A 19,042-nucleotide genomic window follows, 5' to 3' on the forward strand; every position below is an offset into this window, starting at 1 on the left:
AGGATTTCTGTCACATATTAGAGCATCTACTGGTGTAGATGCTCTTTCTCTGACGGTAATAGGAAAGTTTGTTTATGGTATAATGTGGATTTACGGACGTAGCGAAAGTTATTCTTAAACAATTCAATATTAATGCAGAATTTATCCATTCAAATTTATATAAATCAAAATAGGCTTCAATTCATAAAAAATGAAAAGACTAGTATGGCGCTATGCTAGTCTTTTATTTATAGGTATTCCTTAATAATAGTTAAACTAGCTATTGTTTTCCATGATTTATCATAAGAGATGCTGTACATACAACGATGAGTAAATGAAAGAAAGCCCTTGTTTTGATAATTTATACTCAAAACAAGGGCTTTTTAAATACAGTGAAATTAAGAGTCGTTTGGTATTTTTGGTGTAACTTTATTGCAAGGTAGCAATGACAAGGAAGTAAATGCTTATAGAAAAGAATAAATAGAAATAGGGAAATATCCCTTTTTAGAAATAGTTATATTTCCCTATTTCTAAAAAATAATTGAATTTTCATGTAGATTTGGTAAAGAGTTCAAAGGAAATGAAGTGAAATTTATAAACTTATGTAAACAAAGATTCTAGTACAAATTTATAATTAATAAAAAATCCACTTATTTCGACAAAACATAGCAAAGACGGCACGAGCTTCGTCGATTGATTCTTAAAGGTATTAGGTCGCTTTCATTGAACTTTCCTTATAGGAGGTGATGTGGCGCTATGGCAGAAATGGAGATATTATATACGGCTAATGAGGTTTATAGTCGCCTAGGAGTGAGCGGTAGTACACTTAGGAAGTATTCAGATGTTCTTGAACGTGAAGGCTATGAGGTGAAAAAAAACAGTCGTGGAAGAAGAGAGTATACAGAGTTTGATGTTGTCCTTATTGAAAAGCTAGTGGAGTTGAGTAAGCAAGATGGAATGACCTTAGAAAAGGCTGCAAAAATGATTGTAAAACAATTTGGTATCGCTAATAAGAAGGAAGAAGCTCAGGAAGAAAATCAACTTCCTTCTCATATTCAGTTTCAATTACAGAAACAATATAGCGCTATGGTAGAAGAAATCAAAAAGGTGCAGCAAGCAAACTTAATAGAAATGGAAAAAAGACTAGGTGATCGCATAGATCAACGGAATAAATTAATTGAAGATGATATGAAGAATCGCAAGGAACGTGAGGAGAGAATAGAAAAAAGATTAGAGCAAAGAGATGAAAATCTTATGCGAGTGATTAGAGAGATTCAGGATGTAAAACGTACACTTGAGGAAGTGGCAGTAGCAAACGCGCCAAAAAATCCTTGGTGGAAATTTTGGAAATCATAGAGTAGTAAAAGATCTCAACTTATTAGGGCTGAGATCTTTTACTACTCTTTTAATATTTTTAAAAATCTGGTGTAGAAATAGCCAAGAACTTATAATTTTAATGTTAATTTTGTTTAATTAATAATTTTATATATCGTATTGGTTTTAAGTATGGGACTAACTATGAACTTTTAGGATAAAAATATAATAATGGACCCGTTTAAGGAAGTCGATGCGAGAAGTATTTAAAATTTTTCAATATAAGATTTTACTGCCTGTAATAAAAACTCTTCTTGCCCCATACCAGCATCTGTGGCCATTTGAACTATTTTTTGTTTAAATTCATAATCCGCATGAAAAGTTAATGGCTCTACATTACTTTTAAAGTAAATGCCTTCTACATGTGGAAGTATTGAACCTGATTTCATATGAGAATGTAAATATTTTATCTCTTCTTGAAATTGCAATGGATTTACTTGTAAAACAAAGGGTTTAATTTCTAATTTGATGGTATCTTGTGTAATAGTTAATCGCATATTTGTGACACCAAGTTCTTTATAAAATAAGTTTATTAGATTGTAAGTGATAGAATCAAATAATTGAGGTTTTTTAAATGAAAAAGATAAATATCCTCGTTTTGTAATCACTGGCTGTTTTTTGAAAGGTTCAAAGGAATAATCATGCTCTTTATAAGTAGATAGTGGGAAAATCTCTTCATCCTCTGTAAGAATCTTTCCATCTGCGCCATTAAGCTCTATTAACCTAGCTGTTTTTCCGGTGCGTTGATGTGTTAATAATTGATATAAACATATCTCTTCATCATAGATCTTGGTAATGAATGTTTTTCGCTCTTTTGTTTTAGTTTTTTCATAATCAAGCATAAAAATTTCTAATTCTTCCTCATCGATAAGATATACTTGTTTTCCTCGTTTTTCTACCATTGTAGCGGGTAATTTTCCGGATTTGATGTATGTAAAGATAGTAGATGGTGCTACATTAAGAATTTCAGCTGCTTCTTTTGTACTTAGTCCATTAACCTCTTCTTTTTCCATTAATCTTTCAATATCTTCTAAATAGAAAATTTTGCTACCGAATTGTTTCCAGTTATCTTTGTATACGCATTCTATTAATCCTTCTTTTTCTTTCTTTAATATGGTCTGTACGGTTACCCCCATTAAATCAGCCGCTTCTTTTGTAGTAACAGTAGGCTTTGTAATAAATAGTAAATCTTGTGTCATAAAATTACACCTCCGAATTTCGACTAATTTATAAACTCTATATAGTATCATATCAGATTTTTATATACATATAAAATTTGATTTTAATTCTAATAAAAATCAAATTTAATAGTAACTTCGGTAATGATAAAACATGATATTTATATGTATATTAATTTTCATTTTAATGTAAAGTCTTTGTTTAAAATAAATGAGTTAAAAAATATATATAATTATACATATAATAATTAAATATTTATAAAAAAATATATGTATGTTTAGATAGAGAAGAATATATTATTCTTATAGAAAGAGTAATGTTTTTATTTTATACAATTGTTACAAAGAAAATGAAAAGTATAGTATATTTAATAAGTAGATATAGTTTAATAATATTTGCAAAAAGTGGTGAATGAAAATTATGGATAGTAAAAGTAAAAATGAAGTTCTACCTATTACAAATTATAAAAAAGGATTTATAGATACATATTTAGAGGATATGAATGGTGTTGTGTTATTCCTACATAACAATCGTTATATGGATGCTGTAGAACAAAAGATGGAGAAAGCAGAAAAAGAGGGTAAAAGAAAATATGATTTTCTAAATGACCTTGAAGTGATCTATCATTTTGTCCATTTACAGAAAGATATGGATGAGAAGAAAAATAGGAAAGAGCATACAAAAAAGAGTTATGTTTCTGAAATTTTGTCATTTTGTCAATGCATGGTGCAGAACGCGGAAGAATTTGAATTAAATGGGGAAGACGTACAGCGCTATGAATCTTTATTGAAGGTATTACAGCCTTGGCATATACGTAAGTATAGTAACTGGTTAAAAAGTGTAAAGAATGGCAGGGGAAATTCAAGCTATAGCGTTGCAACGCTTGCGAAAAAAACAGTATTGATTCGTTCATTTTTAAAACATCTTCACCTATTTGGCTATGTTGATAAGCCACTTCATGAGGAATTACAGCGCGCAAATGTAAATGAAAAAGATAGACCTAATCGTGATTTGTCTTATGATGAGGTAATAAAGATTTTAGATTTTTATAAAGTACGAGGACATTTAGTAAACTATACACTCTTACTTGCATTAGCTAGTACTGGAGCACGTATTCAGGAGTTGTGTCGGACAAGAGTAAAAGATTTATACTATGACGGAAAGTATTGGTTAAAAGTTATAGGAAAAGGTGGAAAGGTACGTGAACTTTTCATTTCAGAACATTTGTATCAGTGTATCTGTGAAGTGAGAAGGAAAAGAGGGTTTCAAACCATATTAGATCAAGGAGATGGGGATCCTTTATTTGTAAATCAAAGAGGGAATTTTTATAACCCTAAAACGCTATCTAATCAGGTAACAGATATGATAAAGAAGACAAACTTAGAGTTTCTACAATATCGTGAAAATCCAGTAACCGCTCATACATTTAGGCATGCATTTGCAATTATGGCTGTGGAACAAGGAAACGCTGATTTATACCATTTAATGCAAACTCTTGGTCATGAAAATATTCAAACAACAAAGATTTATTTAGAGAAGTATATGAAGCGTCAAAATAATGTAGGAATGATTTTTGCTGATATGATTAAATAATAATTTTATTATGATACTACTGTAGACAAAAAGAAGACATCTTATTTTGATGTCTTCTTTTTGTCATATAGTTACTAATGTTAAGAAGGTAATTTATCGATTTATATTTATAAGAAATATAGCGATTCTCGATACAATACATCATAACATAATTAGTAATAATTATGTTATGTAATTTCGCATATATAAATTTAATTATATTTATACATATTCTATCTTTTGTTTCTGTCAGAGATTTTTTTTAGTAGTAAACTATTTTATCCATTGACTGTATATTTGTTATATCTCATTTTAAACATGAGGTTAAAATGAGCCCCCTCACCTAATGCGAAAGGGTGCTTGGTAAATCAGAAGTTAGGTTTCCAATCAAAAAATGAAAATATAAGCAACTATTAAAATGCTATCATAATGTTTTAATGATTTTTCAAGCATTATTACATATAAGTATAAATTCCTTTAATATCCATTTGATAAAATATAATCCAAATATTTACAATAGTTAAATAAATATTTCTACAAATTCAATATATTTACAAAAAATACAAAAATGATACATTTAACTTGTAACAAATATAATTTAAACAAGGGGGAATTTTTATGTTAAAAAAATTAGTAGTTGGAGTATTGGCGACTGGTATTGCTTTAACTGGAGGAATGGGGGCTTCAGCAGCAAGTTTGGAAAAGCCAGAAGGCCCAGTAAGTTCTTTAAAAGCAGCCAAATGTGAGCTGCCTTCTCGCATTAAAAAGCTTTCAAATGGTAAATTTGAACAATACGTTAAACGTACTGATAATTATTATACTGAATCGCTCTGTGGTGGTACAATGCATTGGTACTTCAAAGGTATGGCTCCAGATGGATATTCACGTTATGAAGGGCATCTAATTTTATAGAAGTATTTCTATAGAAGCATTTTAAATAATTATAAGCCATATTTTTGGGGTGGAAAATCTAAATTTAGCCCTTTTTTGTTAGGTGAGCATGTATTACTACATATCACTATATGTTTCTCTAAATTCCATTTGATTAGGTTCTGTCTGATACTACAAGGCATCAGCAGTCATGGACACTGTTAATGGTTTTAAGAATAATAAAATTTGATAGCTTTTCTGTAAAAGCATAAAGATGATATGCCTATGGTAGTAATAAAGAAGGGTATAAAATATTATTAAAAAAAGACTGTTGTAAGAAATGGACAAGTATATGGCTTATATGGACTGAAATTTTGTTAAGAAAGGACACTCAATTGAGTGTCCTTTCTCATTTATTAAATATCATACGCATAATGGAATTTAATCTAAAATTAATGTTTGATGAATTCCTGATAATTTATTAATTTCCCTAATTACTTCTGGAACTAATGGTTTCTCAGTTTCAATTATTAACAAAGATAGTTTTCCGGTTTCTTTTCTTGAAATTCTTACTGTATTAATATTAATTTTAAATCTTGATAAGAGAGCGATTACAGAAGAAATCGTACTAAAATGATTATTATTCATAATAAGAAGAGCAGGGGTTGGATCGCGTAACTTTAGTTCAAAACCATTAACTTCAATAATTTTTACTCTTCCCCCTCCGAGTGAGCAAGCAATCATTTCAATTTTATCTTTACCTTTATATAAACAAATTTTGGCTGTATGGGAATGTAGTGGTTTTGCAACCTCTTCTATACAATTAATTGTAATTCCTCTTTCTTTTGCGATTGTAAGTGCATTAATAATTAGTGAATCATCTATTTTGAAACCTAAGATGCCACCAACAATTGCTACATCTGCACCAAAATGATGATTCCTCTTTTTAAATCCTCCATATAAGGAAATATCAATTCTGTCTGGTTCATGTGAAAATAACTGTCGGATAGTATATCCTATTTTTACGGCGTCCGTTCCAAAAATATTAGGTGTTCCAATTGAAATAGGACCGATGATATCAAATACAGATCTATAGTTCATAATAGTTGGTTCCCCTTAACATTGTTAATGAAAGTTATAGATAATCAGCTTTCTTTTTCAAAGTATTATTAAATAAAAAAAGAATTATTGAGGTATTCAACATATGTTCATAATAGAAGAATTAAGTAGTTTGTATTCCACTTGTTAATTCGAAAACTTCTTTTGAAAAGTTAAGAGAACATACAGTATATGAACTAAAGTTATTAAATACCTCTTTCAAATATGTGTAAAGAATAGATAGACTTTACTATAAATAAAGCCCACAGGAGTTTTTAACTCCCTGGGCTTTCATTTTTCATAGTAATTCGGTTTCTATATGGTAAACGGAATCCTAATGCGATTGCGGCTCCAGCACAACTAAATAAACAACCAAATAATAAGTAGAGTGTAGGTGATGATTCCCCAATTGCAACAGACGCAACGCCCCCAATTGCAGGGAAAAGTGCAACCATGTAACTACTTACTGATGCACCAATACGCTCTACTAACTTAAGGTAGAACATCCATGCACCGAAGGAAGCAAATACAGTTAAAAATGCTAAAGCTCCTAGGTAAGAAACAGATGTTGGTATTGTAAAGGTTTGTTGCTGGAAAACACAAACAGCAAGTAAAAGTATTGAAGCTACAATAAAACCAACACTATTTGAATAAACAGCATTAATCCCACGTCTTGCATTTCGAGCAGAAGCCGCGTCTCCAATTGCTGTAAGGACAGTTCCTAATACTGCAAGTCCTATTCCTTTTAAATCACTTGTATTAGAAGCCCCCGTTGTTAGTAATGGATAAACCAATATAGAAACGCCTGCAATTCCAACTATTCCACCTATTAAAATTCGAGAATGAAGTTGTTCACCTAAAAATATGCGAAGTGCAATCGGTGTCAAAACTGTTTTTAGTGAAAATAGTAGCGTTACTAATGCAGCAGAAATCCAAATCGTAGCATAGTATAAACATAAATAACTAATAGCTAAGTTACATACCCCAAAAGTAATGAGAGGTAAAGCATCTTCACGGGAAGGCTTACCCTTTGGACGTACCACGCAAGCAAGGACAATAAACATGAGTGCAGCTCCCACCAAGCGATAAGTTAATGATAGTTCAAGACTTACGGGTGTACCTTGGATTTTTACTACAATAAAGTTCAAACCCCATACTATCAAGCAAAATATATACATTAAAGCTGTCATGCAAATTCTACCTCAGCAACCTGTGCAAAAGGAATGTCGAAATAATTAAATACTTCTGTTAGTGCTTCAGCTAATTGCAAGATTTGTTCCTCAGTATGATTTGGTGTGACGTTAACTCGGAAACGCTCCGTACCTACAGCAACAGTTGGTGAGTTAATAGGTTGTAAATAGACATGATGCTGTTCAAGTAAACGTTGAGCAGCAGCTTTACATTTTTTAGCATCCCCAATTAGTACAGGAAGAATATGTGTCTCACTTGAATCCATAATAGGAATATTTGCTTGACCAAGTGCATCTCTTAACATACTAGTCTTTTGATGTAGGGCATTTCGTTCACTATCTGAAGATTTTAGGTGTTCAACACTAGCATGACATGCTGCAACAATTGCTGGTGGTAATGAAGTTGTAAAAATGAAACCGGATGCAAAAGAACGTACAGCATCAATTAATAATGCTGAAGCTGCAATGTATCCCCCAATTACTCCAATTCCTTTTGCCATTGTTCCTTGAATAAAGTCTAAACGATCTACAAGCCCTAGTTCGGCAGCTATTCCTGCACCACGGGGGCCATACATTCCGATTGCATGCACTTCATCGATAAACGTTAAAGCATTATATTGTTCAGCAAGTTCTATAATTTTTTCAATTGGTGAAATATCGCCATCCATTGAGTAAACGGATTCAAAAACAATGATTTTAGCTCGATCATGTGGTTGAGCTGCAAGCAATTCTTCCAAATGTTCAACATCGTTATGTCTAAATACCGCTCGTTCAACTTTTGTACTACGTATACCATTAATGATTGAAGCATGATTGCGTTCGTCAGAGAATACGATACAATTTGGAAATAAACGAAGTAAACATTGTAATGTCGCATCATTAGAACCATATCCTGTAGGGAAAACTAAGGCTGCTTCCTTACCATGCCATTCAGCAAGTGAGGATTCAAGTGCAGCATAATGATAATGTGTACCACCTATGTTACGGGATCCACCTGAACCCGCACCAAATGCTCGAATAGCTTCGTGCATTGCTTCGGTAACCACTGGGTGTTGTGACATCCCTAAGTAGTCATTACTGCACCAAACAACAACAGGTTCTGTATCTTGTTGACCATTTAAGTGTGCCAATGGGTATTGACCGCGAATTCGATTAATGGTAACAAATTCACGATATTGTCCACTTTCTTTTAATGATTGGAGCTTATTGCTAATAATTTCTGAATACATAACCTTACCTCCAAGTAAATTTTACGGTTTGAACCGTTTTATTGTTATATTCTTTTTATTAAAAGAATATAAACATGTAAAAAAATTCTAAAAATTGCTTTTTCATTATAGCAATAAATTACAAAAATAGTTAATGATATGTAAATTTACATATTTTTATTTCTATTAGACTGATATCATACAAGAGGTATTGTATATATAAATGATACTAGTGATGTTTAGCTGTAACAGATGGTATGTTAAAGAAGTGTGTGGAAGTATTGTAAACAGAGGGATAATTTGTTAAGAGTGATAAATTAAGTTGAAGCAAAATAAAAAGCTCAATTATACTAATCGATTCAAGTGAAAATATAGAAAAAGAAAAGGGCAATATTATTAAATAAAGGATATATTAATTATGGAGATTGAAATAATTTCGATAATATGTTATTTAATTAGTATATACAAATTTTTATATTTAAAACTTTTAGACTGATATCTGTTCCTTATGTATTAAATTATATTTTATGAATGCATAAAATATCTGTTTTCCTTATAATTAGAAATAGAATATAATTTTTACATAATTATATTACAAAAGAAAAAATAAAAGAATGATAAATAAAGCCAATATTTTTGGAAATGCAAAATGAACTGTAAAAACAAGTGTAGATAGATCGGAATTTTACAGTGTTATTTTCATTTAATTAAAATGTTTTTTAACTTTTAAAGATTTAATAATTAAAGGTATTTGATTTTTCAAGAAAATAGGTCTAGTTTATTGGATATATAGGTGAATGAAAAAACATGCTATCTTTCTCTAGAATTCTATAGAAGTAATAGCATGTTTTAGCAACTTATTTATATATACAGCGTTATCTTTATAATATTCATATTTTAATACTACTTTTTCAGTAAGATTCCTTATTATTAGATAATAAAACTTCAATGATTTTTGGAGCCTTAGAATTACTTAAGTAATAATAAACTTCGGGCCCTTTTTTTTCACTACATAAAATATTTCCCCTCATTCTTGATAAATGTTGTGAAACTGCTGCTTGAGGGATTTGTAGCATATTAACAAATTCTGTGACATTTAATATAGTGTGCTGCATAAGGGCTACTACAATTTGCATACGATCGGGATGGGATAGTATCTTTAGGAGTTCTATATTATTCTTATATGAAGTAATTTTAATATTATTCATTATGTACTACTCCTTTTACATTTATATTTGTTTAAAGTTATAAATACTTATAAACTTCAATACTAAAGGTAATTTTTTAATCTGTTACTGATGTTTGTATTTATAATTTCAAAAACTAGTTTCCTTTTGGGTTTAGCGATAATATTCTTAAAGTAGTTTCTTTCTCGTTGAAAAATAAAAACTATAATTCATCCTATTTCATAAAGTCTGTATTTATCTAGTTAATTGGTTAGTAAAATACACTTTTGCTCTGTATTAAAGTATATTTGTTGCGGCATAGGCAATTAGTGCAATAACTATTATAGCTCCGAAAATAGTGCTGAATAATGCAAGAAATCTGAGAGAAATATAATAAATAAAATAGGCTCCAATTCCAATTGCTATTATAAAGCCAATTATAAGAAGAAGTGAACCAATTGTTTGTAAAGAAATTATATTAAAGAATATTAAGCCAATGACAATTAAACCAATAATAATAAGGGTTCTCATTGTATTGCTCCTTTTATAAAGTATAAACATGTAAAAATCTCTATATTTCGAAATAATCATAACATAGAAGAATAGAGTGAGGAAGGGAATAAACTATCAATAATTAAGTAGTATAGATTATTAGTTCTTTTGAATGTATAATCCCTTTAATTAATATTATTTTTTGAGAAACAGGAGTTTTACGATTTTAATCAAGGAATTTTATATATTAATAATAAAATTCCTTGATTGGTAGAGTTTTTTAATTTTTGTTTGTTTGTCCATCGATTCTTTGTAGTAATGGTAACGTATTTTCAATGTGTTTTTTTATACTATCGTCTAACAGTAATTTTGTCTCGGGATTTTTAAAGTTTGTAATTGCTTTAGCATATTCTTGTGGATAAGGATCAATGCCTAATAGTATATTTGCATCAATATTATATAGAGTAATAATTTTTTTTATAACAAATAATGTAGGAGGTTGTTCATCCTTTTCTAACCGAGAATATGTACTTTTACTTATGTCTAATTTTGTAGCGACTTCTTTTTGAGAATAACCATATAAAGTTCGCAATTTTTTTAAAATATAACCTATCTCCATTCGGTATAATCAGTCCTTTTGATAACTACAAAGTTGAATACTTGATAGGCATTAAAAGATACACAATATAGACCTTTTATGCAATTACGTATATTTTACCATTCGTGTAACTTCCGTTCTATATTTTCGTTAAATGCTCAAAAATACATATTTTTAGATGCTTTATTATTTTACAAATATATACCAAACACCATTTTGTTTAGTCATCATTAATGGATAAGAAGACGGTGTATAATCACTGCTTGACAATCTAGTAGTGAACATTTCAAAGAAAAATTAGTGAGTAAAAAATGATGGGACTTGTCGTTTTAATTCAGGTTGATATAACTTTTTCAATATAATTTTATAGTAGTAATTTTGACGATTAGAACCGGACATTTGATTAAGTCACCTATTAATTTTTGAATAAATATTTTTCTAATTATATAATCTCAAAAAAAGCTTTGGATATTCTTGTAGAGTACATCAATTTAATAAACAGTATTTTATGTAGTTTTATGTTTTTTATTGTATAGGGCATTTAAATAACCTTGTTATACAAAATAATTTAACAAGGTTTAAGATAGTAATGTAGCGCTATGATATAAATAAACCCACAAATAAATGGACAGCCAATAATAGGTTGTCTTTTTTGTGGGAATTGTTTGTGCAGCTAAATTAAACTGGAAAAACAATTATTGAAACAAGCGGAATAAGATTCCGTTTATTTCCTAATCCCGAATTTCGGGATTTTTTTTAGGAATTCTATGTAAATCATTTCAAAAAGTATTAATTTTGGGACTCTATTGTAATATCTAAATGAATTTGTATAATGATTTATAAAGGAGTTCACAAAAAAAATCCCAGTTGCTAGATGACTGATAACAAAGGAATTTTCGAGAATTCTTACATGTGATTTGGATAGATGTTACAATTTTTTATAAATTATGGATTGACTATATGAGGTAAACCATTGTAATCTTGTTTTAAAAGATTGTTTAATAACATCTTAAAAGTGAACTGCTTATAATTATATAGTTACATGGGCAGAAAATAATAAGAGCGCCAACTCCTATTATTTTCGACCTTTTTAAAACAGTTATGGTGTTTTAGAATGGCTGCCCACTTTGCGAAGCATAACTAGTATGCGACATCAATAATTTTATACTGTTTTGTGTAATTTCACAAGACCGTAGGTGCGCGTAATTTTTACAAATTATTATTGATTTTGCTCTAGTTATCCTTCAAAAGGTGGTTCTTCGGTATGAGAAGAAAAAGGCGTAGACTAAAACATGAGTCTATGCCTTTTTTATTTTTCTAACCGATACAATCTTTTTTACTTTAAGAATGCTTATCTTTATAAGGTGTAATAAGTATTAGTTTGATTTAAGTTGAGTTAAACATTGTAGAAGAATTAGTAGCTGATTCTGAGAAAATTAGTTATTAAATTAAGTGGATTGGAGAAAATGAGAGTGCGTACAAAAGATTTTAGTAGAAAAACACATAGCATAAGGGTATTACAAGAAATGGATGTAATGTCATTAGTCAGACAAGCGCATTCAGTTAGTACTTTTCAAGGTAAGGATTATATTGTATTAGATAATGGTAATCTTTATGATTCGGTAGGAAAACGTGAAGTTCCGGTAGCTATGATGTTTAGATATATTAAATGTGCTAGAAATAGTTATGGAGTCGTAATTGCTAAGAAGTCTAATACTTGTAGTAAACTGATGCAAGTTAAATATGTAAAAAAGAATAATAAAGTTAGCAAGTAATAAAACATTTAATCAATTTAATTGTGTATAAAATACACTAGGGATTATCCAAAGTTTTGGAATCGACATGGGTTGTTTTTGTATTTATTAATATATATAAAAAAACAAATTAATTCTCGTGAGTTTAAGGTAATCCCAATTGCTCTTTGAAAAATTTATATAGATGCTGGGGGAGTGCCACGACCACTGTTTGCCACTCTATTTCGTGAAATTAGGAGAATAAAGACACGAATAAACCCTGAGGGTCATATGTACCGCTTGTAAGAAAGCAATGAAGTGGTGGTCTAACTTTGTAGAATTAGAAATAAGGCTGCATATTACTTAAAGGGCTGTACATTTGATTATAGCGCCATAACGGAGTATTCCTGAGCGATTAATCGTACAAGCATGCCTTTAACGAGTGGGTGGAACGAGACTAACCACCCCATTTATAAATGGAGAATCTCCTTCTTGCATTTATAAATGTATAAATATAGACCTATTATTTTTTAGTTTATAATATTAAAAATAGCTTTATATAGAATTAAGTTGATTAAATATTAATTTGTTTGAAAAGAGATTCTGTAAGTAACTGAAGTAAGTTACTTGTAAAGGGAGTAAAAAAGATGAGAAAGGGATGCCGGGAAAGGTATTTAAAACAGATTACTGCTGTCATAACAACAAAGAGAAAATACCCTACGGGATACCTAGTTGTTGGAGAGTATAGATTAAGTTTGGAAATTCAAAAAGATATTCTGGATATATTAGATCATTCAGAGGTGACAAGCAGTCATATAGATTTTAATAATTATAAGGATGAAGATGAATGCCTTATAGTAATGAAAAAAGCAAAAAAGCAATTAAGTGAGGACAGGCAATCAGGAAAATTATTAATTCTTGTTATTACGAATTTTGATCGTTTTAATGCAAAAAAAATGGATGCAGTGAAGCAATTGATTAGTTGCCAAGCCATAGGTATTAATCTATTAGTAAGCGCTAATGTGCCGTTAGTTCATTTAGTTGGATTAACGGAATATATGATTACTATAGATTCGACAGCTAAGGTTTTATCAAAGTTCTATAGATACAATACTCAACAGGTCATTTACTCTTTACATAACGAATCTTTAGTTTAGTAAAAGTTCTAAAAAATAGGGGTGGATAAACTGAATAATAACCTTAAAGCAAAAAAAATTCTTAAAACCAAAAGTATTAGTATAGGTCTATTTGAATTAGACGAACGTTACAGTTTAGGCAATAGAATTGATGTGTTTTGCGATAGATTAAATACTATTTATACATTCGAAATTTTTAATATAACGCTAGTTAGAAAGACGCACTGGGTTGTACATTTAAATTAAAAAATAGGGTGTTATAAAAAATAAGAAATTTATAATGTTTATATAAATTTTTTTTGTGTTTAACGTGAGTAATATAGTTGAATCAACAGAATGTAAGAGTGGAAACATGGAATCCTCCTTTTATAAAAATAATTTGGTAGAAATAATTTTTGCAACTTTAAAATAGCAGAAGATATGAAAATATTTCGAATAAATGTGGGATTTTGAGTAGGATCATTTTAGTGATGCTACTCTTTTTTATCAAAAATTACTAGAAAGTAACTCCGAAAGGAAGAACTAAAGTGTTTGATAATAAATTTTTAATATACCCATCTATGTTTATGGTAATGTGTTTTATGGTATTAATATTTGATTTTCTCCTTTCACTATTTATTAGATTAGTGACATGAGAATGATAAGGGATAATATAAAAGATGCTTTTTTGTGGTTTTGCGTTATCACTTTGGTAACAATAGGTTGGATAGCAGTTGAATATTTTTCTATTAATCTGCTTTTAGATTGAGGGTGTGTAATAGATGAACGGTTTAGTAAAAGCTACAGAACCATATGTTTTTGAAGGCGAAAAAAGAGCATTTGTTAAAGGGTGTTTAAATGCTCTCCTTTTAGTTATACCATTTTGGATTGTTATTTTTACTATATATATTTTAAAAAAATAAGTGGAAAAGATTGTTTGCTGTTTTATTTAAAGTATCCATAGTAAATAAGATAACTAAAGATATTAGATTTTAAAGTAAAGGTTACATTATCTTCCTACCATATCTATTTAAAGGCCTATCTATAAGTTATAGGCCTTTTTTTTATTTAAGGAGAGAGCGAAATGAGGAATAAGGTCAGAAGCCCAACGCCCCCTTTTCTTTAACAGAAGGATCTAAAGAAAGGGGGGCGGTATTATTGTGGATTAGAAGGACATGTAATTTATTGCTTGTTGTTATAATTCTATTAGGAAATCTTGTTGATTTTGTTTCTACTGGGTATGCAGAAAGTGCACCAAGTCAAGAACAGGGACAAGAAAAAAAGACCAAAGATGTGACTGTACTGCAAGGGAAATCAGACATGAATATTATGGGATTATCACCTAATGAGGTAGTCGTTGCTGATGGCAAAAAAGGTAGTAATTTATTTGATTTTGAAGCATTTATCAAACCTTCAGACATTGTAGATGGAACTGCTCCATTTGATTCAAATGATGAGGCGGGTAATGATTCTAACCCCAATAATGGTATTGTAAGGACGTTTGATACTGTTACCTATCCATTAAAAGTAACAATTAATCCGAAAAAACACGATCAGTTGAAGAATATTAAGCTGAAGATTACGGGTACATTGGAAAACGGTATTACAAATAAACGTGTGAATGCAAAATTTGCTGTTGGTGGTAAAGAAGATTTGGAGAAGGAAATTGTTTCTTTTGATATGGAATATATGTTAAAAGAAACAGGTAACTCTTTAATGATTCCTGTTACTGTGGAAGTACAAGGAGCCGAGCAGGGATTGAAATTAAAACCAAATATAAAAATTCAGGTTATAAGTGTGGATGGGGAAGATATTACAAATGAAAATGTATCGCAATCATTTAATGATATTAACCCTGTTACAGCTTCTGGAAAAGTAAATGTGAAGGCGAAATTTTCAACTCATTATTCAGGTATGCCTAGATTGGCTTATTCAGTATTCAATCCAAAAGTAGATAAAGATGATCGTTCTTTTATCTTTCCAGTTGTATTATCATTATTTGTTGATAATCTCCCTAATCGTAGTGATATAAGGGGGGCTACCTTCCCTGTTGGTAAAGTCAATTATCACTTTGATTTTAGTGGACGTGTTGATTGGGATTCACAATCAATGGGAGTAGAAAAATTAGATTTCGAGGGGAAAGATACCCCCTTTAAAATCTTTAATTATCAAGCTATTGATGATGTAAGCCAAAAAGTTCCTCAACCCAATACAGAAAGTTTCGAGTTGGGTTTAGAGAGTTATAAAGACGTACGTACTAATCAATCTGCGAGTGCAAAGTCTTACATTCCGAAAGAAAAATGGAATGCGGCCGATATTGAAAAATATACGATTAATAGTGTTTGGGATAGTGGTATTACTCAAATAAGCAAACCGAAGGTTTCAAAAGAAGTTATAAATTATGAAGGAAATGTGAGTGACTTTACTATTGGATCAACATTTCCAACAATGATTTCGCATGCTGATAATGTAGTTGCTTTCAATAAAAATCAAAAGGCTTTTGCAACAACTAGGTTTTTAATTCATACACCAAATGAATACTATCCTTTAGGGAAAAATAATAAGATTAACAAAGCTAATAATGTTTATTATGATTTGAAATGTATTATTGATTCTTATGAGGATAGCCAAGGGAATGTGGTACCTTATAACACTACTGCTACTGTAACAATTAATGAGAGGAATAATCCTAAAGGTTCATATTCCATACAAACTACATTCCATACGCCTGAGGGAAAAGAGCTTGGAACACCGAATATTGGGTATAGCGCTGTATCTAAAGGTGATCCTACTGTTATAGTAGGTCAAAAGGTAAAAGTAGTTAGCCATTTAAATGTTCGTGCGGTTACTGAAGGTGGAACGACGATGGTTTATAAGTGGAATACAGATTCTTTTTATTTAACAAAGCAATATGCAGAATCGGCAAAAGGAAATATGTTAAATGAAGGGTATCCAACCTCTACAGGGGAAAGAATTAAAAATAGTGATAAGCAAGTTATCTCATTTGGGATTGCAAAGAAAAACGATAACTCATTTGATGCTCTAACTCAAAATAAAGAAGGAGATTATGAGTGGTATAACACGTATGATGAAGCTATAAAGTATGGTGAAGTTGGGGCGATTAAGAATGATATTAATGCAGTTATGGGTGACGGTGAAGTAGTAGCAAGTTTTATTCCTTTTGATGTTAAGACTAAGAAAGTTGGTAGTGTTAATGAAAAAGGAACACCGAATATAACAGTTACAGATTCAGTTATTTATCCAACAGCAGATCGAAAAGTGGGATATCGTATTCGTGAAGATGGTAAATATAACAATTTTACTGAGTATGATGAAAATGGTAATTTAACTAAATTACAGTCACCTGTAGGGAGTACAATAAATTTTGAAACATTGGGCATTATCAATGGTGAAACGAGTAGTGATATAAAAACAAATAAAAATACATATTACAGCTCGGATAATGTAGACGTTACAGTTGATAATCTTGCCAAGTTACCGGCAGAGGTTGATTTTAACTCTTTAGATGAAAAAATTGAAATGAGGGTAAAAATACCTAAAGGACTTGACTACGTAGTTGGATCAGCTAAATATGGTGATCAATATATTGAACCAAAAATTGAGCAGCAAGGTGATGGGAGTAATCATCTAGTTTGGTATGATACATTGACACGTAATAATAAGGCTCTTAAAAAAATAAACTTTGAGGCACGTATTAATCCAGTATTACTTCCTCAGGGAAATCAAGTAGGACTAGAGATTCAAAATGTAATGAGTAGCTCTATGGATACTAGATTAGAAAAGTTTCGAACAAGTTCTAAAAATATTTCCGTTGTGAAAATTGGTATGGTTGGTGTGAGTGAAACCATTAAAAAAGTTACAGGTAAAAAGAATAGTGATTATGAAGTCGGTGTTCAACCCTATACAACCATTAAAGATGAATCACATGTAAAGGCACTTACATATGTGCCGAGAAATAAGGACGAAAATGGTTCCGCCTTTAGTGGTATAACTTTTTTAAAGCAATTGACACTAGATAATCCTAATAATAAGAACGTTGAAATATGGTTGAATAACAGTTCTGTTGAATCAAATAATCCCAACAAGATTGATTTACAATCAAATGGTTGGTACAGGTATACAGGAGAGCAGGATTTATCAAAAGTGGTCTCTATTTTGCTGTATATAAATGATTCATTAAGTAACAGTGATGTTGTAAAAATGAACCTTGTTTATGGGACGTATCAGAATGAGTTTGGTGATCAATATGTAAGTAAAACGGTCGTTAACACTTCAGTTGATTACAAATTATCACCAGTGTCTAACCAGGTAAAGTATACAATTGTAGCGGATGTAAATTTGAGCCTGAGAAAAATAAGAATCGATACTGCACCTGCTGAAAGTGGACTACCAGTAACCATACGGTTAGATAAAGACATTGTATATGAGGATTCTAATAAAGAGAAACTAAATGTTAACTTATATGACAAGACTGATAACAAGGTTGTTGGTAGCAAAATTTATACGATCGAGGAACTACCTGAAGAAGTAAAATTCAAAGTAGATCCTAAGTTCTTAAAGAAAAATAATAAGAGAAATTATGAAGTGAGACTAGAAAAAGTAAATAAAGAATCTATTCTTATTGTAGATCATAAAGGTAAAGTAGATACAGATGGCTATACATCTTCTGAAGAAACAGTTAAGGCAAATGCCAAAGAATCTACGGAGCTAAAATATAAAGGTGTTATTATGACGGAACGTGAAGTTGGAAAGGAAATGGAAGTTTTCTATGAAACACTTACAATCCCATTAAAACAATTACCAAAACAAAAAACCGGTTATGGCTTTGAATTGAAAACGGAAGCTAGTTATAACAATGAATTGGCAATTCCTTATGATCTTAAGGCAAATGCTTTAGTAGATAAGAGGTTAGTCGACTCATATTTAAATTATGAAAAAAAGGGAGAACAGGTTGTTATTCCTTTAGAAGAAACAAAAAAAACGGGTAGTTTGGATAAAAATAAAGCAGACTTTTTGTTTGAATTACCACATATGAATGTAGAACAAAAAACGGGGAATTTATTTACAGATCAGCAAGTGAAAGAGAATGATTCACGTATTAAGAACGCTATAAAGGATGGAAAGAGAAAGTTGTATGTTCCAATTTGGGCAAATCTTGAAGAATATGATGTTTTCGTGGCCTCAGGAGTTCCTATAGGAGCAAATAAGATTAATTTTGAGGTAACGCAGCCGTTACAGTTATATGCATATATGTACGGTACAATTGGGTCAAAAACATTAAAGGATGATGAATTACTAATAGAACCTGTTGATCCAAAAAATCCTTTCTCAAATGGTAAACCCTCTGATTGGTCAGATGAAGATATTGCGTGGCTGAAAAAAAATTAAAGGGCCTCAAAGGAGTTTATATGTAATTAAAGAGGGGGGATATTTAGTGTTGACTCAAA

General features: G+C 30.6%; 14 protein-coding genes. 7 read left to right on the plus strand and 7 right to left on the minus strand.

The genetic code is table 11. The annotated features are described in order from the left end of the window. Window positions 1–735 precede the first annotated feature (735 nt). Window positions 736–1,335, plus strand: a complete 600-nt coding sequence (locus tag DN399_RS27700; RefSeq protein ID WP_149150187.1) for a DUF3967 domain-containing protein — start codon at window positions 736–738, stop codon at window positions 1,333–1,335. Window positions 1,336–1,559: 224 nt separating this feature from the next. Here DN399_RS27700 and DN399_RS27705 read toward each other — a convergent pair whose 3' ends face one another. Beyond that, on the minus strand, window positions 1,560–2,552 hold the full coding sequence (locus tag DN399_RS27705) for a helix-turn-helix domain-containing protein (protein WP_000189840.1): 993 nt from the start codon (window positions 2,550–2,552) through the stop codon (window positions 1,560–1,562). 400 nt (window positions 2,553–2,952) lie between these two features. Here DN399_RS27705 and DN399_RS27710 point away from each other — a divergent pair, with 400 nt between their 5' ends. Both DN399_RS27710 and DN399_RS27715 read left to right on the plus strand, forming a co-directional pair. Then, window positions 2,953–4,125 carry a tyrosine-type recombinase/integrase gene (locus tag DN399_RS27710; RefSeq protein ID WP_149150188.1) on the plus strand — a complete coding sequence of 391 codons (1,173 nt, stop codon included), beginning with the start codon at window positions 2,953–2,955 and terminating at the stop codon, window positions 4,123–4,125. A 597-nt stretch (window positions 4,126–4,722) separates the two neighbouring features. Continuing rightward, window positions 4,723–5,016 carry a hypothetical protein gene (locus tag DN399_RS27715; RefSeq protein ID WP_098570233.1) on the plus strand — a complete coding sequence of 98 codons (294 nt, stop codon included), beginning with the start codon at window positions 4,723–4,725 and terminating at the stop codon, window positions 5,014–5,016. A 399-nt stretch (window positions 5,017–5,415) separates the two neighbouring features. On the opposite strand, the gene sdaAB is transcribed toward DN399_RS27715, so the two are convergent. From sdaAB to DN399_RS27745, 6 genes are all read right to left on the minus strand, one after another. Then, entirely contained in the window at window positions 5,416–6,075 is a 660-nt protein-coding gene (gene sdaAB, locus DN399_RS27720) for an L-serine ammonia-lyase, iron-sulfur-dependent subunit beta (RefSeq protein WP_149150189.1), read from the minus strand. A 272-nt stretch (window positions 6,076–6,347) separates the two neighbouring features. After that, complete coding sequence (locus tag DN399_RS27725; protein WP_000126047.1) at window positions 6,348–7,262, minus strand: DMT family transporter; 915 nt, start codon at window positions 7,260–7,262, stop codon at window positions 6,348–6,350. Beyond that, window positions 7,259–8,491 carry a 5-aminolevulinate synthase gene (gene hemA / locus DN399_RS27730; RefSeq protein WP_000286715.1) on the minus strand — a complete coding sequence of 411 codons (1,233 nt, stop codon included), beginning with the start codon at window positions 8,489–8,491 and terminating at the stop codon, window positions 7,259–7,261. Before hemA ends, DN399_RS27725 begins: the two co-directional genes overlap by 4 nt. 890 nt (window positions 8,492–9,381) lie before the next feature. After that, a complete protein-coding gene (locus DN399_RS27735) occupies window positions 9,382–9,678 on the minus strand; it encodes an ArsR/SmtB family transcription factor (RefSeq protein WP_149150190.1) in 297 nt (98 codons plus the stop codon). Window positions 9,679–9,933: 255 nt separating this feature from the next. Further along, complete coding sequence (locus DN399_RS27740) at window positions 9,934–10,167, minus strand: hypothetical protein (protein WP_149150191.1); 234 nt, start codon at window positions 10,165–10,167, stop codon at window positions 9,934–9,936. Window positions 10,168–10,408: 241 nt separating this feature from the next. Next, window positions 10,409–10,747 (minus strand): helix-turn-helix domain-containing protein, encoded by a 339-nt coding sequence (locus DN399_RS27745; protein WP_000402402.1) that lies wholly within the window; start codon window positions 10,745–10,747, stop codon window positions 10,409–10,411. A gap of 1,451 nt (window positions 10,748–12,198) precedes the next feature. Here DN399_RS27745 and DN399_RS27750 point away from each other — a divergent pair. From DN399_RS27750 to DN399_RS27765, 4 genes are all read left to right on the plus strand, one after another. Further along, entirely contained in the window at window positions 12,199–12,501 is a 303-nt protein-coding gene (locus DN399_RS27750; RefSeq protein ID WP_001259279.1) for a hypothetical protein, read from the plus strand. A gap of 605 nt (window positions 12,502–13,106) precedes the next feature. Beyond that, on the plus strand, window positions 13,107–13,616 hold the full coding sequence (locus DN399_RS27755; protein WP_149150192.1) for a hypothetical protein: 510 nt from the start codon (window positions 13,107–13,109) through the stop codon (window positions 13,614–13,616). A 740-nt stretch (window positions 13,617–14,356) separates the two neighbouring features. Continuing rightward, window positions 14,357–14,497: a hypothetical protein gene (locus tag DN399_RS28235; protein ID WP_179953540.1), complete on the plus strand. Its 141-nt coding sequence runs from the start codon at window positions 14,357–14,359 to the stop codon at window positions 14,495–14,497. Window positions 14,498–14,732: 235 nt separating this feature from the next. Beyond that, window positions 14,733–18,983: a fusion protein (includes pXO2-28-29-30) gene (locus tag DN399_RS27765; RefSeq protein WP_149150193.1), complete on the plus strand. Its 4,251-nt coding sequence runs from the start codon at window positions 14,733–14,735 to the stop codon at window positions 18,981–18,983. Window positions 18,984–19,042 lie beyond the last annotated feature (59 nt).

Source organism: Bacillus sp. AR4-2 (genome assembly GCF_008274865.1).
Taxonomy (GTDB): domain Bacteria; phylum Bacillota; class Bacilli; order Bacillales; family Bacillaceae_G; genus Bacillus_A; species Bacillus_A cereus.

Coding starts and splice junctions, on each gene's coding strand:
- DN399_RS27715 (WP_098570233.1), top strand. CDS start 4,723: ATGTTAAAAAAATTAGTAGTTGGAGTATTGGCGACTGGTATTGCTTTA.
- DN399_RS28235 (WP_179953540.1), top strand. CDS start 14,357: ATGAACGGTTTAGTAAAAGCTACAGAACCATATGTTTTTGAAGGCGAA.
- DN399_RS27745 (WP_000402402.1), bottom strand. CDS start 10,747: ATGGAGATAGGTTATATTTTAAAAAAATTGCGAACTTTATATGGTTAT.
- DN399_RS27710 (WP_149150188.1), top strand. CDS start 2,953: ATGGATAGTAAAAGTAAAAATGAAGTTCTACCTATTACAAATTATAAA.
- hemA (WP_000286715.1), bottom strand. CDS start 8,491: ATGTATTCAGAAATTATTAGCAATAAGCTCCAATCATTAAAAGAAAGT.
- DN399_RS27705 (WP_000189840.1), bottom strand. CDS start 2,552: ATGACACAAGATTTACTATTTATTACAAAGCCTACTGTTACTACAAAA.
- DN399_RS27755 (WP_149150192.1), top strand. CDS start 13,107: ATGAGAAAGGGATGCCGGGAAAGGTATTTAAAACAGATTACTGCTGTC.
- DN399_RS27700 (WP_149150187.1), top strand. CDS start 736: ATGGCAGAAATGGAGATATTATATACGGCTAATGAGGTTTATAGTCGC.
- DN399_RS27740 (WP_149150191.1), bottom strand. CDS start 10,167: ATGAGAACCCTTATTATTATTGGTTTAATTGTCATTGGCTTAATATTC.
- sdaAB (WP_149150189.1), bottom strand. CDS start 6,075: ATGAACTATAGATCTGTATTTGATATCATCGGTCCTATTTCAATTGGA.
- DN399_RS27735 (WP_149150190.1), bottom strand. CDS start 9,678: ATGAATAATATTAAAATTACTTCATATAAGAATAATATAGAACTCCTA.
- DN399_RS27725 (WP_000126047.1), bottom strand. CDS start 7,262: ATGACAGCTTTAATGTATATATTTTGCTTGATAGTATGGGGTTTGAAC.